A 22,635-nucleotide genomic window follows, 5' to 3' on the forward strand; every position below is an offset into this window, starting at 1 on the left:
GACCGTCTACAAGGGACATCTGCTGGCGTCAGGCGAAGATGCGTACCCAGTCGACGTGGACGGTGACGTTGTCGGGGGTGGACGCGTCCGGCGCCGGAATCCAGCCGGGCGCGCCATATGGGCCGGGCTCCTGCTGCACGACCAGGTGCATCGGCGTGTTCGGGATGCCGGGGTGGTTGGCGCTGAAACGCGTGTCGTACACGGTCTGGCCGTCGATGGAGTACTTGACGTAGCCGGGTTGCCAGTCGACCGCGTACACGTGCCACTGGGTGTAGTCGCCGGTGAGCTTGCCGCTGTCGTGCTGGCCGCCGGGCGGGGAGCCCCAGTGGATCGATGACAGCGCGGTGTTCTTCTGCGGGCGGGCGCTTTCGACGAGGTCGAGCTCGCCGTCCTGCGGCCAGCGGTTCGACTGCGGCCACAGGAGCATCGCGACGCCGTACCCCTTTCCGGGGTCGAACTTCGCCCGGACCATCCACAGCCCGTAGGTCCGGTCGCCGTCGCCGCGGCACCAGCACAGCGCGCCCGAGGTGTTGGCTTTGCCGCTGGGATCCTTACCGTGCCCGTTGATCCGCAGCTCTCCGTCGCCGACACTGATCTCGTCGGGTTTCCAGTGCGAGATGCGGTTCGACGACTTCGAGTCGTAGGGCGACCACTTGGTCGTGTCCAGCGCCGCGCCGTTGAACTCCTCCGACGCGACCAGCGGCCGTCCCTGCGCGATGCCCTCCACGACGTCCGAGCCCTGCGCCGAGACGACGCCGACCTGGAATCCGAGCAGCAGGCAGATCCCCACCGCCACCACGGCCTTTGTGCGCGTCTTCCACTTGGTCATGAGCACCCGTTCGTTCTCGTCGCGAAATCGGTCTTGTCTACAGCTGGGCCGCTACTCTCGCCACGAGCGTCGCCACCAGCACGATGACTGCCGCGCCCGTCGCGAGGTCGAAGCGCCGCAGCACCGGCCGCTCGGCGGTGCCCAGCTCGGCGACCGTCGTGCGGGCGAGCACCAACACCAGCAGCAGCCCGAACACTGCGGCCGCGGCCCAGTCCAGTTCGTGGATCATCGGACGCGCGCCCGCACACTCGGGCGGACCAGCCGGGCGGGCACACCGGCGTAGACGCCGGGTTCCGTGCAGTCGGCGGTCACCACCGCGCCCGCCGCTACGACGACGTCGTCGGCGATCGTGACGCCCGGCAGGATCGTCACCCTCGCCCCGGTCCAGACCCGGTCACCGATCCGCACCGGCCGCCCGACCGGGCTGCGTGAAATGCCGGTCGCGGTGGTTTCGTGGTGCGAGGTGACCACCATCGCCTGCATGCCGAGCTGGCAGTCGCGGCCGATCGACACTTCGCCGACCATCTCGAAGAAGCAGCCGGTGTTCACGAACGTTCCGGCGCCCACCGTGAGGTTCCGTGGCCGGCCCGCGATTTCGAGGCCGGGGAAGATGTTCGGCGTGCGGACGTCCATGCCGCAGGCGCGATAGATCAGCCACCGCAGGGGGCGGGGCACGAGGTTGCTGCCGGCGATGACGTTGAGCAGCGTCCGCCTGGTCAGCAGCGCGAACTCGATCCGCAGCTCGCGCACGATCCGTTTGCCCAGATCGCTCATCGGAGGCTCCCCGCGACTTCGGCGCCGGAGCGGATCCGCGCCAGCTCCCCGCGCAACCGGGCGCGGAGCACGTCCACCTCGCCCAGCAGCCGCACCGACTCGGCCGGACGTCGCCCGGCCAGCTCGTCGACGTGCTCGCGCAGGATGCCCGCCGTGACGTGGTCGGTGCGGACGGACCGCTCCGCCGTCCCGACGGAGGCGAGGAAGTCGGCGCACTTCGGTTGGTACTCCAGCCCGACCATCGGTACCGCGGCGGCGGCGGCCAGCACCAGCGCGTGCAGCCGTTCGGCCACGAGCACGGTGCAGTCGCCGACCGCGGCGAAGTAGTCGGGCACGGTGTAGGCGGGGCGGATCTCGGCCCGCTCGTCGGCCACGTCAGCGCGGCGAAGCGCCTCCTCCGCGAACCACTGGTCCTTCGGGTTGATCACCAGGAACCGGACGGACCAGCCGTCGGCCACGACACCGCGAGCCAGCTCGGCGACGGCGTCGATCACCCGCTCGTGGTCGTGGCCCCACAGGTCGTCGCCGAAGCCCAAGTTGACGCCGAGGAGCTTCTCCCGGGGTGTTGTCGCCTCGGCCGGCTCGTGCAGCAGCGCCGGATCGCCCACCACTTCCGCGTGGACGCCCACGGAGTCCAGAAGGGCAGCCGAACGCGGGCCGCGCACGGTGACCCGGTCGAACCGGCCACACAGCCCGGGCCAGCGCGCCAGTTCGCCTCCGGCGGAGAAGGAGTTCTTACCCTGAAACGCGGGATCCTCGACCCCGATGCCGATCAGGTGCCACGGGCTGCGCCGGGCCAGCAGCACGCCGGTGGCTTCCAGCAGCAGCCGCCAGTTCCGCCGTCCGACGACCGTGCCGCCGCCGACGAGCACCGCCCGGTCGCCGGCACCGCGGAAGCCGCCCCCGAGGACTCGCCGGGCGAACTGCTTCGGGTCGTGCGGAACGTGCCACGGCTCGACGGCGGGCAGCCGCGGGAGCAGCGCGTCGGCGATGGCGTCGTCACCGAGGTTTCCGTGGCCGGTCCAGCCGACGTAGACCAGGCGGGCGCGCGAATCGTTCATCGTGAACCTCCGGGTTGATGGACGAGCAGGACCGAGTCGCCGGCTCGCAGCTGCTCGCGGTACGCGCCGGACGAGACGAGCTCGGCACGCACGGATTCGGTCCACCCGGCGGGCAGTCCGAGCAGGGTCACGCCGTAGTCGTCCTGAGCCCGGGTGATCACCACGAAATCAGGGCCGACCCGGCTGATGCAGGGGCCGGCCGCCGGGCCGGGAATGCAGGTCCGCTCGAGCGAACCTTGTTTGACTTCACCGACTTCAGCCCAGTTCAGCGGCGCATACGCGGTCAGCGAGGCGATCCGCTGGCCGGGCCGGGCAATCCGGTAGGCCTCGGCGACGACCGTTTCGTCGGACTTCCGGAAGGCGACGTAACCGTCGTTGCCGCCGCGCGCACCGACCAGGAGCACGGCTGCCGCGGCGAGGACAGCAACCACCGCGACTGGGATGACACGGCGGCCGCGCGTCGAACGCAGCCACCGGTCGAGAGCGGCGCCGGCGAGCGTGCACAGCAGTGGAAGCGAGTACAGGTACGACCGCAGCAGCATCTCCCCGCCGTAGGACTGCAGGGCGACGAGTCCGGCGGGCACCACCGCCACCACGGCGAGCACGACCGGGCGGCGGCCCTGCGGCGTCCGTAGGCCCCACCAACCGGCGGTGGCGAGCACACCGACGAGCGCGGTCAGCCCGAACCGGAATCCGAGCACCGTCAGCCGTCCCGGGTCGCCCGCCACACGCTCCTGCACGTTCTGCTGCACGGAGCCGGACAGGTCGCCGATCCCACCGGTCAGTACCTGCAGGTGGCCGACCCAGTAGTCGCTGGCGCCGACCACCAGCCAGGTCAGTGGCGCGAGGATCGCGACGGCGAGCAGCCACGGCACCTTCAACCGCCGCGTCACGGTCAGCACCGCGAGGATCGCGGCGAACGCGAACGGCGTCACCTGGTGCGCCGGTGCGAGGGCGAGGATCAGCACCACGAGCCCGAACGACGCGGCGACGCGGCGTTTCGGGTCCGCGTCGCCGCACAGCCAGCGGAACGTCACGGCCAGCGCGCCCAGGTACAGCAGGAAAACGAGGCCTTGCGGAGAGAAGTAATCCTGCTCGACCCAGTTGACGCAGAGGAACGTCCACACGGCCAGCCACGGCGCGCGGCCGCGGCCCAGCACCGCCGTGGCGACGGCGTGCACCCCGACAGCCGCGAGCCCGGTCAGCACCGGCGGCGCCCAGGCGAGCAGCGCGGTGGTGCTGCCGATCCCGGAGAGCTTGGTCAGCCACGCTGCCACGCCGAAGAAGGCAGGCCAGGAGAATCGCGCGTCGAAGTTGTGCAGCACCGTGCCGTGCTGGCCGATGTACTCGGTCCATCCGGCGTGCAGCCAGGCGACCGGAAGCCGCGCGACGGGCTCGGTCAGCGAGGGCAGGCCGTACGTGCCCAGCACGGCAAGCACGATGGCGGTGAACAGCAGCCAGGTGCGCGGCTGCGGCGACCGCACCTCCACTACGAACGCGACGGTCAGCACCACCAGCGCCACCAGGACCGCGGGTGGCAAGGCCCCGATGAGCCCGAACGACCCGAGCGCACTGGGGTCGATCGGCTTCAGGAACAGCACGTCCAGTACCACGGCCACCACGCACAGCGCCGGGGTCAGCCAGCCACGATGGCTCGTCACGGGCTCGCCCGTGGGCACTTCGGCGGACTTGGACATCACCAGGCTCATCGGCTCACCCCGCGGAAACGCCGGATGAGCGAGGGCAGCACGGTCGCGCCGACGAGGACCTGCGCCAGCAGGAAGCCGAACGCCGGGCCGGGGAGGTGCAGTTCCGCCGGCGTCACCAGGACGCCCGCCACGACCAGTGCGGTGCAGGAGAGCTGGACCCGTGCCGCGCGGATCCCGTCGCCGTCCATCAGCCGGACCGCCACGCCCAGCGCGACGACCGTCCTGGCCGCGACGCCGGCGAGGAGAATACGCAAAGCCGCTGTCCCTTCGGTTTCGTAGCCCGAGCCGAACAGCCCGAGCAGCAGCGGGGCGGCCACGATGCCGGCCACCGCACCCGTTCCCACGAGCAGGGCGAGGCGTTTGCCGACCGCTCGCAGGATCGCGGGCCGTGCCCCCGGGTCGCCCGAGCCACGCAGGACCATCGAGTTCACGAACCCGTTGATCGCGTAGTCGGTCGCGGTGAGTCCGTTCCACACCACGAAGAACACCGCGCCGCTGGCGGCGCCGAAGCGAGCGGTGACCACGAGCGGGACGACGTTGTAGAGCACCGTGGTCCCCAGCGAAGCCAGGTAGGTCGGCCCCAGGAACGACACGACCGTGCGCCGATCGGGCAGGGTCTCCGGGCTGGGCTCAGCCTGCTTCCGGCGGGTCAGGACGGCGATGAGTGAGCCGGCCATCGCCGCGCAGACGACGGTCGGGGCCACCCAGGAGGTCAGCACGCCCAACGCGCCCAGCGCAGCCCCGAGTATCGGCAGCACCGCGACCCGGGCGAGGCCGAACGCGCCGTTGAACAGCGGTACCAACCAGACCCGCCCAAGCCCGGCGAGTACGTAGTCCTGGAGCTGGAACAGTGCCCAGCACACGCTCGCCACCACGAAAAGGAGCGCCAGCGCCCCGGGTGCGGCCTGTTTGCCCACCGGCAGCAGCACGAACACGAGCCCGCCCACCGCGGCGGTCAGCCCCACGAGCAGGTAACCGCGGCCGACCAGCCAGCCGGTTCGCCCGCCCGCGCCGGGGAGCCAGCGCAGCATCCCGAGGCCCACGTTGAGCTGCGCGATGCCCGCGATGAGCACGAACCCGGAGACGAAGTTGGCGGCGTGGCCGACGGTGGCCTGCGGGAGGGTGCCCGCGGCCACCACCCAGCACACCAACCCGGCCACGCCGGTGATCGCCGCGCTGAGCGACAGGGCCGTCCCCGCGCTGAGCGCCCGGCGGTCACCGCCGGTCGCCGGGCGCTCGGTCGTCGAACTGCTCATGCCGGTGCTCCCGTCGCGCGCCGCGGGGTCACCAGGTGGACGACGAGCAGCACCGCGCACGCGCCGAGGGCACACACCGACGCGAGTGCCGGCCGCCACGCGGTCAGGAGCATCAGCTGCGCGCCGAGAAGGTCGATCGCGACACTGGCGGCGATGACCAGCGCCCAGGTGAGCGACGACGTCCCCGGCCGGAAGAAGGCCACCACGGACCAGCCGGGAGCGAAGAAGAGGAACAGCAGCGTGACCACGACGCGCGGTGGTCCCTGCAGGTCGAGCAAGGCAAGCGCCGCGGTCACCACCGTCACGGCCAGCAGGACGGCGGTGACGGTGGTGGAGATCCGGGCCGTCACCTGATTCGCTCCCGCAGCAGCGCGAGGGGGCCGGAGAGGGTGCCGCGTACCTGCTCGAAGACCAGCCGGCGGGGGAAGCCCGGGGATGCCTCGTCGTCGTTGCCGGCCGGACGGCGGCCGAGCAGTACCGGGAGCCCTCGCGGCAGCGCGGCCGCCAGCTCGCGGAGGCCACCGCGCCGCCCGGCGTGCACCAGGTACATCGCGGCCAGGCCGGTGCCGTAGCCGCGCAGCTGGCGCAGGAGCTGTGCCTCCGTCGCCCGGTGTTCGTGCCGCACCAGGGCGTGCGGGGTGTAGACGATCCGCCCGCCCGACCGCACGAGCCGCAGGTACAGGTCGAGGTCCTCGCCGGAGTGTGTGCGCCGCCCCGGGCCGAGCCGTTCGTCGAACCCGCCCAGCGCCAGGAACGCGTCGCGGTGCCACGCCATGTTGTTCCCCGAGCCGAAGCGGCCGGGGGAGAGCAGGTTCCGCGCGTCCTCGGTGAAGACCTGCCGCCGGTAGCCCTTGCCGAAACCGCCGAACGCCTCGAACCACACCTGCGCCGGAGTGTCCAGGCACAGCGGCGCGACGAGGCCGGTCACGCAGGAGGTGCCCGGCTGGGCGAGTTCGGCGACCAGCTCGGCCGGCCAGCCCGCGTCGACGACCGTGTCATCGTCGGTGAAGGCGAGCACGTCGCCGGTCGCCTCGTGAGCGCCGAGGTTGCGGGCCCGGCTGGCGCCGGGCACCGGTTCGTGCAGGCAGCGCACGCGGTCGTCGGACGCGGCCAGCGCGAGGAGTTCTTCCCTCGGCCCGTTGGGAATGTTGTCCACGACAAGCACTTCGAGATCGGGATAGCCGGTGGCCAGCACGCTTGCCACGCACCGGCGTACGTCCGAGGGCTTGCCCGCGGTGGCGACCACGACGCTCACGCGTGGCTGCACCGAAGGCCGAGGCGGCCGGTCCCGCGCCTGTGCCGGCAGCAACCCGGCGAGTTCGCCGACCTTCTCGCCGCGGCGAGCCCCGCCGAGCACGACGCCGCCGGACCGGACGAGCACCTCCGCGTCGCCGTCCCAGGTCGCCTCGCCGTTCGCGATGTCTATTGTGTACGCCGGAACCGGGTCGGCCGCCGGATCCGGCTTGCGGGCCAGGCCGCGCAGGTACCCGGCGCCGGCCGCCGCGGCCGACACGAACACGCCGCCGGCGCCCGCGGGATTGCCCGCGCGTAGTTCGCGCAGCACCGCCTTCGGCAGCACTGAACGCAGGTACGACCGCTCCGTCGAAAGCGCGTCCTGGGCGCCGACGAGTCGGGAGACGGCCGCTTTGGACAGTCCCTCGGCCCAGCTGCGCTGCCGGACGTAGCGCCGTCGAGTGCGGTCCTCCGACACGCGGTGGCGGACGGTCGCGGCCGGCTGGAGGAGCACCTTGGCGCCCGGAACCCGTTGCCGCAGCCGGATGCAGAGTTCGGTCTCCTCGCAGCCCAGCGGCAGCGTCGCGGTCCGGCCGACGCTCTCGGCGAACCCGCCGAGGCGCTCGAGGTGGTCACGACGGAAGGACATCGCGCAGCCCATGATATTCCGGACTTCGGCGAGTTCGACGGGCTGGCCGGTGTAGGCGCACCCGACGATCCAGTGCAGCTCCGCCGGCAGCCACGGCGGCGCCGAACCGTCCGGCCACGCCGGGACCGCCCGGCCGCCGACCGCGCCGACGTCCGGATCGTCATACGGGGCAAGCAGTTCCGCGAGCCACCACGGGTCGGCCGCCGCGTCGTCGTCGAGGAACGCGACGATGTCCCCTTTTGCTGCAAGGAAACCCGTGTTTCGGGCGCCCGAGAGGCCGACCGTGCGGTCGTTGCCGATCACCCGGACGGAGTCTCTCGTCAACGCTTCGGTGGCCCGTTGCAGCAGTGCGGGGTTGTGGTCGACCACGAGGATCAGCTCGCCTGGGACCACTGTCTGCGCGGCCACCGACGCGACCGAGGCAACGAGGTCGTTCCACCGATCTTCGGTGTAGCAGCAGATCACCACCGAAACCTCGGTCATGACTCCACCACAGGGTCCGCAGTGGACAGTGCACGCTCGTGCTGCCGTCGCCCGATGCGCCACGAACGGCTGTATTCCCACAGAATGACACGCAGCACGCGCATCCCGTCGCGGAAGGTGTCGAGGTTGCTCGTGCCGAACATGCGGTCCCGTTCGAAGCTGGGGACTTCGCTGATCTTCAGCCCGGCCAACGCGATGCGGCAGTTGATCAGCGTCTCGACCTCGAACCCGTCACCCCACTGCCGGCCCGAATCGGTACCCAGCTCGGTCGGCGGCAGTCCCAGCGCCGGGATGATGTCGGACCAGAACGCGTTGTAGCCGTAGCAGAGATCGGTGAACCTGGTGCGCAGCAGCAGGTTCGTGAACCCGTTCAGCGCCGCGTTGCCGGTCTTGCGGAGCAGGGTGATGTCATCACTGCCGCCGCCGGAGGTGAACCGGCTGCCCTTCGCGAAGTCCGCGCCGGCGACGAGGGTCTTGGCGAAGAGCGGGATCTCCTCGGGTGCCGCGGAACCGTCGGCGTCGAACATGACGACGACGTCGCCGGTCACTCTTGCGAACCCGCACGCGAGCGCGTTTCCCTTGCCACCGCGGGTTTGCGTGACGACCTCGATGTCCGGAAGGCACCGTTTCGCGACTTCGACCGAATCGTCCACCGAGTTGCCGTCCACCAGGATCACCTGGTGGACCTCCGGCAGGCTCGGCAGCACCACCTCGAGGTTCCTCGCCTCGTTGAGCACGGGTATGACCAGGGAAATGCGGGGATCGGGGCTGCGCATGGCCACCTTTCACAGGTGTCGGAACCGCGTCGCCGGTTCACGACGGCGGTACTGGCAACGGCGGTACTGGCAAAGGAATGGTCGAAACGGGCGGCGGTGCTGGTCGAAACCTCCGGCGAACACGACAAAACGCCTGGTGTGTACGGGTATGACCGGCTGTCAGGCGAACGCGTCGCCGGAGGAGTTCTGGGCCCGATCGGCTACACTGGCGGCCGGACCGAAGGAGCGCAGCAGCGCGGTAAGGGGCGGGCACGGCGAATGACCGACGAGCACATCTGCGTGTGTGGACACAGCGAAGCGGCTCATCGCCATTTCCGGTCCGGCAGCGACTGCGGCAGCTGCGGTGCTGAACGATGCTCCCGGTTCAGGCCGGACAAGCACGCGAAATCCGGAAGCCGGGAGGATTCACTCCCGGAGCCGGAGCGCGGCCTGCGGTGAACCGGTCAGGCGCGGTGCGGTCTTCGCGCGCTTCTGTCGGCTGCGCTGGTTCCCTGGGGGCTACGCGTGGCCGGGGGGACAAGGTCTATGTGAAACATAAACAATCCGAACCGTCGTCGGGTGATCTGTTGTCAACTCTGTGTGAGGCCGAGAATCACAGGAAACCCGGACGTTTGTCAATGATTAACCTTCGCCTTACCGACGATGGTCTGGACCTGTCGACGAAGGTCTTGTCAGGACTGACGTAGATCATCCATACTTTGTTGTTGCCCGCAACGAATCAGCTGAACCTACTGGTCAGTCGCCGGATCGACCGTCCCGTCGGGCGGGATCCAGAGCGTGTCGGGTGCCGTCGCCGGCCCCTGGACGAGTGCTCCGATGGTTCCCGTCCCTCTCTCCTGTCGCGTGCAGCCTTAACCAGCGTTTGATGGTGCCGTAACGCGGTTGTTCCCGATTCGCCCCGACGCACGACGCGCTCTTCCGTCGTTTGCGTGTCCCGCCGCCAATCGCAACTCGACGGCGAGTTGCGATCGTTGCGGCCGCTCAGCACCGCAACTCGACGGCGAGTTGCGGTGGCAACGACCGGCACGTACGACCGAAAGGCCAGGAAAGAGCCTGAGCGCCGCGCTGCGGCAGGGTGACTTCGAGGTTACGGTGTCTCTGGCCGCGTGGACTCGGCTGATTGCAAACTGGAACACGTTCTAATACGCTCGGCCGGGTGAGATACGGGATCGTGCTGTTCACTAGCGACCGGGGGATCGCCCCGGCCGCCGCCGCCCGCGCGGCCGAAGCGGCGGGGTTCGGGTCGTTCTCGGTGCCCGAGCACACGCACATCCCGGTCAAACGCGAGTCGCCCCACCCTCGCACGGGCGATTCGTCGCTGCCGGACGACCGCTACCTGCGCACGCTCGATCCGTGGGTAGCGCTCGCCACGGCGGCATCTGTCACGAGCCGGATCCGCCTGTCCACCGCGGTCGCGCTGCCGGTCGAGAGTGACCCTATTACCCTCGCCAAGACGGTCGCCAGCCTCGACCACCTCTCCGGCGGCCGGGTGACGTTGGGCGCGGGCTTCGGCTGGAACGTCGACGAGCTGACCGACCATGGCATCCCCGGTGCCCGCCGCCGCACGGCTCTGCGCGAATACCTGGAGGCGATGCGTGCGTTGTGGACGGACGAGATCGCCGAGTACGACGGCGAATTCGTCCAGTTCGGCCCCAGCTGGGCGTGGCCGAAGCCGGTGCAGCCGCGGATACCGGTCCTGCTCGGTGCCGGCGGCACGGAGAAGAACTTCCGCTGGATCGCCCGCTCCGCCGACGGCTGGCTGACCACACCGTCCGATGTGGACATCGATGCCCAGGTGGCCCTGCTGCGCGACATCTGGCAGGACGAGGGGCGCACCGGCTCTCCGGAAGTGGCGGTCCTGGCGGGCCGCCCGGATCCGGAGAAGCTCGCCCACCTGGAGTCGATCGGCGTCACGGAAGCGATCTTCGGCCTCCCGGACCGCGACGCCGCCGACGTCGAAGCCTGGATCGCCCGGCTAGCCGGGAAACTCGGTCTCAGCTGAGCCGTTCTCGCGACTTTGGGGCGTGGCCGGTGAAGCAGATCGATGTTTCGTAGAGCGTGATCATGTCGTCGACGAAGGAGTCGATCGTGCTCGGGGCGTCGTCCAGGCGGGCGAGGGAGCCGTAGATCAGGGCGGTGACCAGGGCTTCGGCGGTGACCTCGAGGGGAGCGGCTGGGCGTGCCTGGCCGGCTTCGGTGATGCGGTGCAGGAACGTGGCGAAGCGGGCGATCGGTCGGTCCCGCATGTCGGCGTAGATCGCGGCGATGCGGGGATCGTCGCCGCGCTGGCGGTCGATCAGCCGGAGCAGAGCGCCGTGGGTGCGGGTGGCCTGGCTCGCCGCGCGGATCGTGTCGTGCAGAAAGGCCTGCGGCGAATCGGGGCGGCCGGGAACCTCCTGCACGGCGAAGAACGCGTCGCGCACCCGAGCGGCCAATGCGGCGAAGATCTCCTCTTCGGACGCGAAGTAGAAGTAGAAGGTGGCGCGGGAGACGTCGGCTTGGGCGGTGATCTCGGCGACCGTCGTGCGGTCGTAGCCCGAGCCGGACGAACACGGTCTCCGCGGCGTCGAGCAGTTCGTGGTGGCGGGGGTGCGCGGACCGCTCGCGAGCGACGCGGGCGGACCACGGCTTTTCGGAAGCGTATGTTCCGGCGCCGATTTGGCGTGACATAAGGGATCTTGTCGCGCCAGTTCGTTTGTTTCCGAGCAGCGCGGCTGTGCGGTGAACTCCTCGCCGCGCACCCGTTGCTTCGAATACGGGCTAATCTGCTTGCCCAGGAGGCCGAACGAGATGCTGCGAGTCTCGCTCCTGGGCGAGCAGGCCATCACCGACGACGCGACCGGCACAGTTCTGACCCGGTCGCCGCGCTCGGTCGCGCTCGTCGGGTTGCTGGTCACCCATGCCGGTGTGCCTCAGCCGCGCCAGCGCATCGCCGGGCTGTTCTGGCCGGACTCGACCGATGCCCAGGCCTTGACCAACCTGCGCCGCGAGCTGCACAACCTCCGCCACGCCATCGGGAAAGAGCCCGCCCTGGTCGTGACCTCGAAGGACCTGTGCTGGCAAGACACCGCCACGAGCCTCGTCGACGTCCGGGTCTTCGACCTCGAACGCGAGGCGGCACTACGAACCGGCGCTGACGATGGCGAAGCGGTCGTCCACGCCACCGCGGCGCTGGCCCACTACCGGGGCGAACTCCTGCCGGCGCTGCACGACGACTGGGTGCTCGAAGCGCGGTCCGAGCTCGAGACCCATCTCGTCGAGCTGTGCGACCTGATCTGCGAGGCGCGCGGGGGAGACCTCGCGCCGGCCGTGGCGGCCGCCCGTCGTCGGATCCAGCTTCGCCCGTTGGAGGAGTCCGGCTACCGCACTCTGATGGAGCTGCAGGCCGACCTCGGCGACCGTGCCGGGGCGGTCGGCACCTATCACCGGTGTGCGTCCACTCTGGAGCGCGAACTCGGCGTCGTACCGGATCGGCGGACCCGGGAGGTCCTGCAGCACCTGCTGGCGCACCCACCGTCCGGCTGGCCGGTCGACCCCGGCCGGTCCGGGCTCGCTGCCGCCGAGCTCGTCGGCCGCTCGCGGGAGCTCGGCATCCTGCGGAACCGCTGGCTGACGGCTGCCGCGGGCCAGGCGGGTCTTGTGGTTGTCAGAGGCGGCGCCGGCGTCGGGAAGACCCGGCTGGTCACTGAGATCGCCGCGTTGGCGCGGCGGCAGGGCGCGGTGGTGGCGGGCACCCAGTGCTTCGGCACCTCGGGCAGGCTGGCGCTCGCGCCGGTCGCGGACTGGTTGCGCAACCCGGCGGTCCAAGCGGCGTCCGCGGGGCTCGACCCGGTATGGCGCGCTGAAGTCGACAGGCTGGTGCCCTCGGGCAAGGACCGGGGCGAACCCGGCGCCCGCCCCCGCGTGATGGTCGACGCGTGGCAGCGGCTTCGCTTCCTCGAAGGCCTCGCCCGCGCACTGACCGGCAGCGGCCGCCCGACGCTGCTCGTCCTGGACAACCTGCATTGGTGCGACCAGGAGACGCTGGCCTTCCTCACCTTCTGCTTTGGGCTGAACCCCGCGGCCCCGCTTCTGGTCGCCGGAACCCTGCGCGACACCTACGAGGAAGAACCCGACGTCGCGGAATGGGTCGTCCGGATGCGGGCCACCGAGTGGGGTTCGGAGCTCGGTTTGAACCCACTGGATGTCGACGGAACCGCTCGCCTGGCCGAGGCGATCTCCGGGCACTGCCTGACCGAGCACGACCGGAACCTGCTGCAGGCCACTACCGGCGGTTTCCCGCTCTACATTGTGGAAGCCATGCGTGCCAACACCTCCCTGCCGGCCGGCGACCCCACGACGGTGCTGCGCGACCGGCTCGAGCAGCCCGGCCCTGCCGCGCGGGAGATCGCCGGTCTCGCCGCCGCGGCGGGCCGCGACTTCACCCTTGACCTGCTCGCCGAGGCGAGCGATCTCGATGCCGGCACGGTGGTGCGCGCCGTCGACGAACTGTGGCGGTGCCGGATCATCCGCGAATTCCGTGACGGCTACGACTTCTCCCACGACCTGCTCCGGGAAACGGCGTACCAGCAGGTCAGCCCGCCCAAACGCTGGTTGCTGCACCGGCGGCTGGCCCAGGGGCTCGAGCTGCTCCACGCCGACGACGCCGACACGGTCTCGGCTCAGCTGGCCGAGCAGTACGCCCGCGGAGGGCGGCCGGACCGGGCGGTGGCGAACTACCGGCGGGCCGCCGAGGTGGCGGCCGGCCGGTTCGCCCACGCCGAGGCGATCCGCCTGCTCAAGAAGGCCCTCGCGATCGTGCGCGCCCAACCGGTGGGGCGGGACTCCGCCCGGCAGGAGCTGGCTGTTCTCGAGGCGATGGCCGGTCCGCTCAACGCCCGGTACGGCTACGCGTCCCCCGAGCTGCAACAGGCGGTGGAGCGCTCGATCGGCCTCGCGGAAATGTTGGGGAACAAGGACTCGACGCTCACCTGGCTGGTGGCGCTCTGGTCGTCGCGCTTCGTCCAGGGCAAGACCGCGCACGCGCACGAGGCGGCCGTGCGCGCGCTGTCCCTCATCGGTCCCGGTTCGACGCCTGACCAGCGCGGGTCGGCGCATTTCGCGATGGCCGGCTCGGCGGTGAGCCTCGGGCGCCCGGCCGAGGCCCTACGCCACTTCGAACTCGCCGGGGAGCTGACCCACGACGCCAGGGCGTGGCCCATCGGCACGCGGCCCGATGTGCACGGCGTCGCTTGGCTCGCGCACGCGCACTGGCTGCTCGGCCATGATGACACCGCGTTGTCGAGCAGCCGCAGCGCCGTCGAGCTGGCCAGGGCGATCGGCCATCCGTACAGCCTCGCCGTGGCACTCGCCTACGCCGGGGTCACCCACCAGATGCGCTGGGATCTGCCTGAACTGCGCGACACGGTGAGCGAGCTGCGCGAACTGTGCGGCCGGTACGACTTCGCCTACTACCGCGAGTGGGTGCTGGTGCTGGACGGCTGGTCCCGCGGGGACGCGGCAGGCATCGACCTGGCGCGGCGGGGGATTGAAAACCTCAAGGCGGAGGGCTCGTTCGCGCGGATGCCGTACTGGCTGTCGCTGCTGGCCGACCTCTCCGCCCGCAACGACCGGCCGGCCGATGCGCGCGCGATACTCGACGCGGCGCTCGTCGCCGCGCGAACGCGGGACGACCTCTGGTGGTTGCCCGAGGTCATGCGGATGCGGGCTGTCTACGACGAGCCGGAAGCCGGGCTCGCGCGGCTGCGTTCCGCGGCTCTGCTGGCCTATACCCAGGAGAGCCTGGCGCTGCGGCAGCGCTGTGAGCACGATCTCGCCGAACTCGGCGTTCGGTTCGTTGCTCCTGAGCGCTGATTCGACGCCGAGCGGCGAACGCTGTGCGAACGGCGCGTTCCTAGGTTCTTCAGTGCCCGCACTTGCCTGCCTGGAGGACCGCAGCATGACCGCCACGACCACACCCTACGAAGAACTCGCCGCAGCCTTGCGCGGTGAATTGATCACCCCGGACGACGCCCAGTACGACCAGGCGCGTGCCGTCTACAACGCCATGATCGACAAACGGCCCGCGGCCATCGCCCGCTGCCGGGACACCGCGGACGTCGCGTCCTGTGTCCGGTTCGCCCGTGGCCGCGGCCTGGAGATCGCGGTGCGCGGCGGCGGGCACAATGCCGGCGGTCTCGGCGTGTGGGACGACGCGCTGGTCATCGACCTTTCCCTGCTCCGCAGCACCACTGTCGACCCCGACAACCACACGGTCCGCGTCGACGCGGGCTGCACCTGGGGTGACGTCGACCACGCGACCGTCGCGTTCGGCATGGCCACGCCGTCGGGCTTCCTCGCGTCCACCGGCGTGGGCGGGCTGACCCTCGGTGGTGGCATCGGCTACCTGTCCCGCAGGTTCGGTCTCACCGTCGACAACCTGCTCGCCGCCGACGTGGTCCTCGCCGACGGCTCGTTCGTCCAGACGAGCGCGACCTCGCACGCCGACCTGTTCTGGGCGCTGCGGGGCGGCGGTGGGAACTTCGGCGTCGTCACGTCGTTCACCTTCCGCTGCCACGAAATCGGCGAGCACGGCGTGATCATCGGCGGGCCGGTGCTGTACGACCTCGGGGACACCGCCGAAGTGATGCGCTGGTACCGCGAGCTGCTGCCGTCGCTGCCGGAAGAGCTGAACGGCTGGATCGGGCTGCTCACCATCCCGCCCGCGTCCCCGTTCCCCGAAGAACTCTGGGGCCGCAAGGCCTGCGGCATCGTCTGGTGTTACACCGGCGCGCACGCCAAGGCGGACGAGGTACTGGCATCGGTCCGGACCTTCGGCTCGCCGCTGCTGGTCGGCCTGCAGGAAATGCCGTTCTCCGCACTGCAGAGCGCTTTCGACGCGCTCTACCCGGCCGGGTTGCAGTGGTATTGGCGCGCGGACTTCTTCAACGAGATCTCGGACACCGCGATCGACATCCACCTCAAGTACGGCGCGCAGCTGCCGACCGGACACTCGACCATGCACCTGTACCCGATCGACGGCGCCACCGCGCGGGTGCCGGCCGACGCGACCGCCTTCGCCTACCGAGACGGCGGCTGGGCGGGTGTGATCGTCGGCGTCGACCCCGACCCGGCCAATTCCGAGGTCATCACCCAGTGGGCCCGGGACTACTGGGAGGACTTGCACCCGACGTCCGCGGGCGGCGCCTACGTCAACTTCATGATGGATGAAGGGCAGGAGCGGGTGAAGGCCTCCTACCGGGGCAACTACGACCGGCTCGCTCAGGTGAAGTCGCGCTACGACCCGGAGAACGTGTTCCACATCAACCAGAACATCCGGCCCACCGGGATGTAGAGCGAGTTGGGTGTGTCGCGCGGGATGTCCGTTTCGCAACTCGACGGCGACTTGCGGCGGCACGCTCACGCTCTGCTGCTGGTGCCCCACACTCGGCGAGGTGGCCGCGACGTCCGACTGACCGAGATCGCCGCGATGGTCGCGACCGCGCCCAGCGCGAGAGCGGCGCGGGGGCCGCCCAGTGCGATCACGACGGTGGTCAGGGGGCACCCACGGCGGTGCCGCCGAGGAGAAGAACGGCGAAGAGGGACATGACGCGGCCGGTCATGGCGGGGTCGGCGCGTTGGAGCGTCGCGAGTACGAAGGCGATGAAAGTCGACCAGGCGAGGCCGACCCCGGCGAGCCCGGCAAGGGCGATCGGGACTGTCTGAGCGAACGCGGTGATGGCCAGGGAGCCGGCCATCAGCCCGGCCGCACGGGTGAGAGCGTGCGCGCCGGGTTCACCGCGGGCGGCGGCCACGAGGGCGCCGAGCAGACTGCCCGCGGTCACTGCGGTGAAGGCGGCCCCGACGAGTGACGCGCCGCCGTGCAGCGAGATCCGGACGAAGACCGGAACCGACACCTGGACGGTGAAACCGAGCGTCGCGATCACTGGCCCGCTCGGCGGCGGCCGAAGCGCGCCGGCTGGACATGCCGGGCCTGCTGTCGGACGCGGACGCCTACCTGGCCCAGGCCGTCGCGGCGGCCCGCACCGGGGATCCGCTCACGCCGCGCGAGCACGAGATCGCGTGGTCCGGTGTCCACTGTGGACTGTATTCCCGTCGCAAATGATCCGCCCTGGTCGGAAATTCACGGACTCCGGGTGGATTTCCGTCCGGTCCTGGTGGTTGCCCTTCACTCTCCGCGAACTGAGAAATCCTTGCGGTATAAGGCTCACGCTCTGTTGCTGGTGCGTACGGGGGAAACAGCCGGTGTTCCTTGACAACACCACGGCCACTGGAGTTACGTCTCCGGTCATGAATTCATGAGGAAAGCAACCGGAAATCGTTCATCGGGCCCCGGGTACGAATCGAGCCACGCCACAGATGCCAGAAGACGCACCGCTCAGACGTCGTCCCGTCAGATACTGGAACCCTGGTAACTGGCGGTTGCGCACCAAGATCTCAGTAGTGCTGTTGCTGCCCGCGCTGCTCGCGCTTCTACTGGCGGGTGTACAGGCGCAGGCCGAACTCGCGAGGGCGAGCGGGCTCAGCGCGGTGCGGGACCAAACGCCTATCCTGCAAGGGATTTCCGAGCTCGGCGCGCTCGTCGACGACGAGATGATCCACGACGGCGGGCCGGCGGAGACCAGCGCGGTCGACGCGAAGGTCGCGTCGGTGCGCCACGACGCCGAATTCGGCAGGCTCGCCCCGCAGCCTGCGCGCACGCTGGACACCGAGCTGGGGAAACTGGCCGGGCTGCGGCGGGAAAACGGTTCCCCGGTCGCGAAAACCGCCGGTTACCACGACTTCGTCTTCGCGCTGAGCGAGGTGATCCCGGCGGTGGTCGGCCAGGCAGGCAATGTCGATCTCGACACCTCGGCGGGGGTTGCCAGGGACGTCGTGCAACTGCGGACCAGCCTCGCCGTACAGGAAACGCTGGCCGGAAAGCCGGACGCCCTACTGGCCGCGGCCGCCCAGCACGCTGCCGTCGAGGAAACCGTGCTCACCGCCCAGATCCGCCGTGCGCTGCCCGACGGTGCGGAGGCGACGAGGTTCGCCGCGGCGACCGATCCGGGCACCGGGGGCCCCGCGGTCAGGCGCGCCGCGCTCGGAAACGTGCTGGCGGAACACGTCAAGGCGCTCTCGGACCTGGTCGAAGGCCTGACCAACACAGCACGAGCCGGCGCGCTGCGGGACGCCGCACTCATCCTCGGTTCACTACTCGGTGCCCTCGCCGTCGCGCTCGCCGTGGCCCGGTCGTTGGCCACCCCCATCCGCCGGCTGCACGCCGCCGCGATCGACACCGCGCGCCGCAGCCTGCCGGAGACGATCGAGCGGATCCGTGGCGGTGAGGACGTGGACTGGCAGGCTGTCGAACCGCTTCCGGTCGACTCCGAGGAGGAGATCGGCCAGCTCGCGCGTGCCTTCGACGACATGCACCGGCAGGCGGTCCGGCTGGCCGTCGGCGAGCAGGCGGAGATGCGCATCCAGGTCAGCGAGATGTTCATGACGCTGTCCCGCCGGAGCCAGTCGCTGGTCGAGCTGCAGTTGTCGGTCATCGACGATCTCGAGGCCGACGAGCAGGATCCGCAGCGGCTGGACGAACTCTTCCAGGTCGACCACATCGCCACCCGACTGCGGCGCAACGGCGAAAACCTGCAGGTCCTCGCCGGTGGCCGCCCGGTGCGGCGGGACGTCGGCCCGATCGCGGCGGTCGAACTGCTGCGGGCGGCGACCTCGGAGGTCAAGGACTACCAGCGGATCACGCTCGGCAACGCGCCACGCGGGTCGGTGCAGTCCGAAGCCGCGGCCGACGTCGTGCACATCCTCGCCGAGCTGCTGGAGAACGCCATCCGTTCCTCGCCACCGGAGGGGCAGGTCGTACTCACCGCCGACCGGGGTTTCGACGGCGGCATCCTGATCGAGGTCGTCGACACCGGGCTCGGCATGAGCCGCGACGACATCGAGGTGGCGAACATCCGGCTGACCGCCGGTGCCACCGTGAGCCCGGAGACCACCCGCCGGATGGGCTTGTTCGTGGTGAGCAGGCTGGCCGCGCCGCACGGCATCACGGTCCGGCTCCGCCCGACGACCACCCGGACCGCCGGCGCCGGCATCACCGCCAGTGTGCACGTTCCCGGCGTGCTCGTGCTGGTCGACCTGCCGCCGCGGCCCGGCTCGGTGGCGGAACCGGCCAGGATCAACGGCAACGCCCGCCACGAGTTCGAGCCCCGGTGGCCGGCCGAAGACCCCGGTCCGGCACCACTCGCCGAGGCCGCGCCCATGCCCACCCCGATCTTCGACCAGATGCTTTCGCACTGGTTCGCCGAGAGCCCTGCCGCACCGGTGCCGAACGACCGGTGGGCGAGCCCGGCCGACGATGTCCGTCAGGCGGCGGAAGCCGCTGTCGGGACGCCGGCCGACCTGGAGTTCACCGATTCCGGGCTCCCGTCCCGGCAGCCCGGCGCGCAGCTTGCCCCGGGTTCGGTCGCCCCGCGCCGTCCGCAGCCGCCGGACACGTCGTTCCGTGATCCGGCGGCGGTGCGGAACAACCTTTCGCGGCACTACAGCGGTATGCGCGCGGCCAGGCACCGCGTGGTGGCCGAGCCGGCGTCAGAACCGAAGGCGGAGGATCGATGAACACTCAGCAGGAAGGAGCGGCTGTGGTCGACCAGTCACGGAACTGGCTGGTGTCGGCGTTCACCAACGACGTCCCCGGCGTCGCGCACGCCGCGCTCGTCTCGGTGGACGGACTGCTCGTGGCGGCGAACGAAACGCTGCCGCGGGACCGGGCGGACCAGCTGTCGGCGATCGCGTCCGGCCTGTCGAGCCTGGCGCTCGGAACCGCCGAACTGTTCACCGCGGGCCGCGTAGTGCAGTCGGTCATCGAGATGGAGCAGGGCTTTCTCATGCTCATGAACGTCGGCGACGGGTCGAATCTGGTGGTACTGGCCAACCCGGGCTGCGACATCGGGCTGGTGGGTTACGAGATGACGTTGCTGGTTGACCGGGTCGGGAAGATGGTCGACACCCCGGCCCGGCCCGCGGCTTCGCCTGGTACGAGCCAGTGAATGAAGCCCGGCGACGCGAAGGCGGGCGGCACGCGGCCTCACTGGCCCGGCCCTACGCGTGGACCGCGGGCCGCACCCGGCCGACAGTCGATCTGGCGGTGGAAGCACTCGTCGAGACGACTGCGGAGGGACGCTCGGCGCCGTACAGCCCCACTAACCCCTTGTCGGTCGTGACGCAGCTGTGCCTGCATCAGCGTTCGGTGGCGGAAGTCGCCGCGCACCTGGGTGTGCCGCTGGGGGTGGCCAGGGTGCTGATCGGCGATCTGCTCGGCGCCGGTCAGGTGTCCTTGCGGGACACGCTCACCGAAGACACGTCCTGGGACGAACGCAACGATCTGCTCGAAAGGGTCCTCAGTGGACTACGCGCGCTTTGAAGGACGGATCACCTCGGCCAAAATCGTCGTGGCCGGCGGGTTCGGTGCCGGCAAAACGACTTTCGTCGGTGCCGTGTCGGAAATTCTCCCGCTGCGGACCGAAGCGATGATGACGGCGGCGGCCGTCGGAGTTGATCGAGCCGACGCCGTGCCGGGGAAGGTCACGACCACCGTCGCCATGGATTTCGGCCGCGTCACCCTCGCCGACGACCTGGTGCTCTACGTGTTCGGTACGCCGGGCCAGCATCGCTTCTGGTTCATGTGGGACGACCTGGTCAGCGGCGCGGTCGCGGCGATCGTGCTCGTAGACACGCGCCGCCTGATGGACAGCTTCGCCGCCATCGACTTCTTCGAGTCGCGCGGCCTGCCGTTCCTGGTGGTCATCAACCAGTTCCAGGGCACCCGCCAGCACACTCCGGACCAGGTGCGCGAAGCACTCAAGATCCCGGCCGCGGTCCAGGTGATCACCTGCGACGCGCGGTCGCCGGAGTCGACGAAACGGACCCTCATCGCCGCGGCCGAGCACGCGCTGGCCGTACTGCGCACCCCGCGGCAACGGAAGGCTTGACAGGAGCCGAAAATGCAGATGGATCATGAAGAATTCGCCATGGGACACTGGCTTTTGGTGCTCGCCTACGTCACCTCGGTCGTGGGCTGCGCGCTCGGGCTCGCCTGCACGCTCCAGGCTCGCTACGCCCTCACCCCTCGAGCCCGGCTGACCTGGCTGGCGCTGGCAGCGGTATCCATCGGCGGGGTCGGGATCTGGGTCATGCACTTCATCGCGATGCTGGGCTTCACGACGCCGGGCATGCCGGTTCGTTACGACATCCTCCGCACCACGCTGTCCGCGATCCTCTCCGTCGCGGCGGTCTTCGTGGGCCTGCTGGTGTTCGGCGTCCGCAACCGGTTCTCGTGGGGACGGCTGTTACTCGGCGGCCTGATCACCGGGCTCGCGGTCAACGTCATGCACTACACCGGGATGTGGGCGGTACAGATCAAAGGGACCATCAGCTACGACCCCACGCTGGTGGCGCTCTCGGTGGTCATCGCGGTCGTCGCCGCGACCGCCGCGCTGTGGTGCACTGTCGCGGTGGACAAGCTCCTGCCGCGGCTCGCGGCGGGACTGGTGATGGGCGCGGCGGTCACCGGTATGCACTACACCGGAATGGCGGCGGTACGGGTGCACCTGGACATGGCGGCGCCGGACCCGTCCGGGGTGGAGGTGTTCTCGTTCCTGTTCCCGGTCTTCGTGCTGGCGGCCCTGGCGATGGCGGTGCCGGTCTGTGCTGTCCTGCTGGCGTCGTCGAGCACCGAAGCCCGCCACCTGACCCCCGTCCAGCGGATCTCCGAACCCGGGTGACCTCGCGCGTCGTCGGCCCGCTGCCACCTCACCGAGGGACGACCTGCTCAGGGCCCGTGCCGCGCAGGCGATTGATCCCTTCGCGGATGTCGCGTGCATCGGTGTTGTCGGGATGGCGGGCCGCGGCTGCGGCCAGCGCGGACAATCGCTGCTTCGTCCGCTCCGACCGGAGCTCGGCGACGACTTTGATCGCCGCCCCGCCGAGGCGGGCGGCCTGGTCGAGGTTCCCCGCCAGGGCATGTCCGGTGGCGAGCCAAATCTGGGTCAGGGTCCGGCTCCGCGTCATCGCCGGCCCATAACCGTTCACGGCGACGACCAGCGCGTCGATCCCTGCACCGCTGTACCGGGGGTCGACGTTCTGGGCCAGCTCGGTGCGCACGGTCCCGATCATCGCCGCGAGGTCGGTCTCGCCGAAAAAGGCCGCCCACGCCGGTGGCGCGGCGACCGGCGCGGCAGCGAACTCGTCCCGGCCGGCTTCGAGAAGCGCGAGTGCCGCGGGTGCGTCGCCGCGCATCGCCTGCGCCCATGCGAGGTTGACCGACAGAGTTGCGCGCGCGAGCATGGAGTTCGTGCGGCGAGCCGCGGCCTGCCCGTGTTCGAACTGGGTGACCGCTTCGTCGACGGCGTCATAGTGCAGATACAGCCGGCCGACCCGGTAGCAGACGTTGGCCACCAGCTCGTCGTTGCCGGCGGCGGTCGCGAGCTCCAAGGCCCGTCCGAACGCCGCGAGCGCAGCACCCGGCCTGCCCTCGTCGAAACTCGTCCAGCCGGCCAGGTTGAGCAGATCGGCGACTGCGGTGCACAGCCGGGGCACGGTCGACTCCTGCACGACTCCCAGCAGCATCAGCTCCGCGTAGGGCACGAGGGTTTGGACCGCGTCGCGGCAGGACCCGCCGCCGTGCCGATAGTCCAGGGCACGGAACTCCCGGGTGGCGGCTTCGAGCCGGCCGATATCGCCGGCGCCGATGCGGATCCCGCGAGGGTGCTCAGGTGGTGGTTCGTTCATGGTGAACCGCTGACGCGCCAGTCTTCCCGGGGTCTCCGGGCCGTCCGGATACGCGTGTTCACCAACCGTTTGACTGTTCT

22 protein-coding genes are annotated in these 22,635 nt (G+C 70.3%); 9 read left to right on the plus strand and 13 right to left on the minus strand.

Annotated elements, in window-relative coordinates:
• Nucleotides 1-28: 28 nt before the first annotated feature.
• Genes JWQ81_RS01800 through JWQ81_RS01840 form a run of 9 tightly spaced genes read right to left on the minus strand, consistent with a single transcriptional unit; the run spans nt 29 to nt 8,770 of the window.
• Nucleotides 29-829, minus strand: a complete 801-nt coding sequence (locus tag JWQ81_RS01800; protein ID WP_297536969.1) for a glycoside hydrolase family 16 protein — start codon at nt 827-829, stop codon at nt 29-31.
• Between the two features lie 37 nt (nt 830-866).
• Nucleotides 867-1,058 (minus strand): hypothetical protein, encoded by a 192-nt coding sequence (locus tag JWQ81_RS01805; protein ID WP_297536970.1) that lies wholly within the window; start codon nt 1,056-1,058, stop codon nt 867-869.
• Nucleotides 1,055-1,603, minus strand: a complete 549-nt coding sequence (locus JWQ81_RS01810; RefSeq protein WP_297536971.1) for a DapH/DapD/GlmU-related protein — start codon at nt 1,601-1,603, stop codon at nt 1,055-1,057. Before JWQ81_RS01810 ends, JWQ81_RS01805 begins: the two co-directional genes overlap by 4 nt.
• Nucleotides 1,600-2,664: a polysaccharide pyruvyl transferase family protein gene (locus JWQ81_RS01815; protein WP_297536972.1), complete on the minus strand. Its 1,065-nt coding sequence runs from the start codon at nt 2,662-2,664 to the stop codon at nt 1,600-1,602. Before JWQ81_RS01815 ends, JWQ81_RS01810 begins: the two co-directional genes overlap by 4 nt.
• A complete protein-coding gene (locus JWQ81_RS01820) occupies nt 2,661-4,373 on the minus strand; it encodes a hypothetical protein (protein ID WP_297536973.1) in 1,713 nt (570 codons plus the stop codon). Before JWQ81_RS01820 ends, JWQ81_RS01815 begins: the two co-directional genes overlap by 4 nt.
• On the minus strand, nt 4,370-5,629 hold the full coding sequence (locus JWQ81_RS01825) for a hypothetical protein (RefSeq protein WP_297536974.1): 1,260 nt from the start codon (nt 5,627-5,629) through the stop codon (nt 4,370-4,372). The genes JWQ81_RS01820 and JWQ81_RS01825 overlap by 4 nt, the downstream gene beginning before the upstream one ends.
• Nucleotides 5,626-5,979: a hypothetical protein gene (locus JWQ81_RS01830; RefSeq protein WP_297536975.1), complete on the minus strand. Its 354-nt coding sequence runs from the start codon at nt 5,977-5,979 to the stop codon at nt 5,626-5,628. The genes JWQ81_RS01825 and JWQ81_RS01830 overlap by 4 nt, the downstream gene beginning before the upstream one ends.
• Nucleotides 5,976-7,994, minus strand: coding sequence for a glycosyltransferase (locus tag JWQ81_RS01835; RefSeq protein ID WP_297536976.1), 2,019 nt, complete (start codon nt 7,992-7,994; stop codon nt 5,976-5,978). The genes JWQ81_RS01830 and JWQ81_RS01835 overlap by 4 nt, the downstream gene beginning before the upstream one ends.
• On the minus strand, nt 7,991-8,770 hold the full coding sequence (locus JWQ81_RS01840; protein WP_297536977.1) for a glycosyltransferase family 2 protein: 780 nt from the start codon (nt 8,768-8,770) through the stop codon (nt 7,991-7,993). Before JWQ81_RS01840 ends, JWQ81_RS01835 begins: the two co-directional genes overlap by 4 nt.
• Nucleotides 8,771-8,785: 15 nt before the next feature.
• Here JWQ81_RS01840 and JWQ81_RS01845 point away from each other — a divergent pair, with 15 nt between their 5' ends.
• On the plus strand, nt 8,786-9,208 hold the full coding sequence (locus JWQ81_RS01845; protein WP_297536978.1) for a hypothetical protein: 423 nt from the start codon (nt 8,786-8,788) through the stop codon (nt 9,206-9,208).
• A 718-nt stretch (nt 9,209-9,926) separates the two neighbouring features.
• On the plus strand, nt 9,927-10,772 hold the full coding sequence (locus JWQ81_RS01850; RefSeq protein WP_297536979.1) for an LLM class F420-dependent oxidoreductase: 846 nt from the start codon (nt 9,927-9,929) through the stop codon (nt 10,770-10,772).
• Here JWQ81_RS01850 and JWQ81_RS01855 read toward each other — a convergent pair.
• Nucleotides 10,765-11,511 carry a TetR/AcrR family transcriptional regulator gene (locus JWQ81_RS01855; RefSeq protein WP_297536980.1) on the minus strand — a complete coding sequence of 249 codons (747 nt, stop codon included), beginning with the start codon at nt 11,509-11,511 and terminating at the stop codon, nt 10,765-10,767. The genes JWQ81_RS01850 and JWQ81_RS01855 overlap by 8 nt on opposite strands.
• Before the next feature lie 49 nt (nt 11,512-11,560).
• Here JWQ81_RS01855 and JWQ81_RS01860 point away from each other — a divergent pair, with 49 nt between their 5' ends.
• Both JWQ81_RS01860 and JWQ81_RS01865 read left to right on the plus strand, forming a co-directional pair.
• Entirely contained in the window at nt 11,561-14,623 is a 3,063-nt protein-coding gene (locus JWQ81_RS01860; RefSeq protein ID WP_297536981.1) for an AAA family ATPase, read from the plus strand.
• Between the two features lie 85 nt (nt 14,624-14,708).
• Complete coding sequence (locus tag JWQ81_RS01865) at nt 14,709-16,103, plus strand: FAD-binding oxidoreductase (RefSeq protein ID WP_297536982.1); 1,395 nt, start codon at nt 14,709-14,711, stop codon at nt 16,101-16,103.
• A 199-nt stretch (nt 16,104-16,302) separates the two neighbouring features.
• Here JWQ81_RS01865 and JWQ81_RS01870 read toward each other — a convergent pair whose 3' ends face one another.
• A complete protein-coding gene (locus tag JWQ81_RS01870) occupies nt 16,303-16,695 on the minus strand; it encodes a hypothetical protein (protein ID WP_297536983.1) in 393 nt (130 codons plus the stop codon).
• Nucleotides 16,692-16,847: a hypothetical protein gene (locus JWQ81_RS01875; RefSeq protein WP_297536984.1), complete on the minus strand. Its 156-nt coding sequence runs from the start codon at nt 16,845-16,847 to the stop codon at nt 16,692-16,694. Before JWQ81_RS01875 ends, JWQ81_RS01870 begins: the two co-directional genes overlap by 4 nt.
• A 365-nt stretch (nt 16,848-17,212) precedes the next feature.
• Between JWQ81_RS01875 and JWQ81_RS01880 the strand changes: the two genes are divergently transcribed.
• The 5 genes from JWQ81_RS01880 to JWQ81_RS01900 are packed head-to-tail and all read left to right on the plus strand — an operon-like array spanning nt 17,213 to nt 21,549.
• A complete protein-coding gene (locus JWQ81_RS01880; RefSeq protein WP_297536985.1) occupies nt 17,213-19,384 on the plus strand; it encodes an ATP-binding protein in 2,172 nt (723 codons plus the stop codon).
• Nucleotides 19,381-19,815 carry a roadblock/LC7 domain-containing protein gene (locus JWQ81_RS01885; RefSeq protein WP_297536986.1) on the plus strand — a complete coding sequence of 145 codons (435 nt, stop codon included), beginning with the start codon at nt 19,381-19,383 and terminating at the stop codon, nt 19,813-19,815. The genes JWQ81_RS01880 and JWQ81_RS01885 overlap by 4 nt, the downstream gene beginning before the upstream one ends.
• Nucleotides 19,812-20,189 (plus strand): DUF742 domain-containing protein, encoded by a 378-nt coding sequence (locus JWQ81_RS01890; protein ID WP_297536987.1) that lies wholly within the window; start codon nt 19,812-19,814, stop codon nt 20,187-20,189. The genes JWQ81_RS01885 and JWQ81_RS01890 overlap by 4 nt, the downstream gene beginning before the upstream one ends.
• Nucleotides 20,170-20,757, plus strand: a complete 588-nt coding sequence (locus JWQ81_RS01895; RefSeq protein ID WP_297536988.1) for an ATP/GTP-binding protein — start codon at nt 20,170-20,172, stop codon at nt 20,755-20,757. The genes JWQ81_RS01890 and JWQ81_RS01895 overlap by 20 nt, the downstream gene beginning before the upstream one ends.
• Nucleotides 20,758-20,775: 18 nt before the next feature.
• Nucleotides 20,776-21,549 (plus strand): MHYT domain-containing protein, encoded by a 774-nt coding sequence (locus JWQ81_RS01900; RefSeq protein ID WP_297537023.1) that lies wholly within the window; start codon nt 20,776-20,778, stop codon nt 21,547-21,549.
• A 28-nt stretch (nt 21,550-21,577) separates the two neighbouring features.
• Here the strand turns inward: JWQ81_RS01900 and JWQ81_RS01905 are convergent, their stop codons facing one another.
• Nucleotides 21,578-22,555, minus strand: a complete 978-nt coding sequence (locus JWQ81_RS01905) for a hypothetical protein (protein WP_297536989.1) — start codon at nt 22,553-22,555, stop codon at nt 21,578-21,580.
• Nucleotides 22,556-22,635 lie beyond the last annotated feature (80 nt).

Origin of the sequence: Amycolatopsis sp. (assembly GCF_025464955.1) — a bacterium.
Lineage (GTDB): Bacteria > Actinomycetota > Actinomycetes > Mycobacteriales > Pseudonocardiaceae > Amycolatopsis.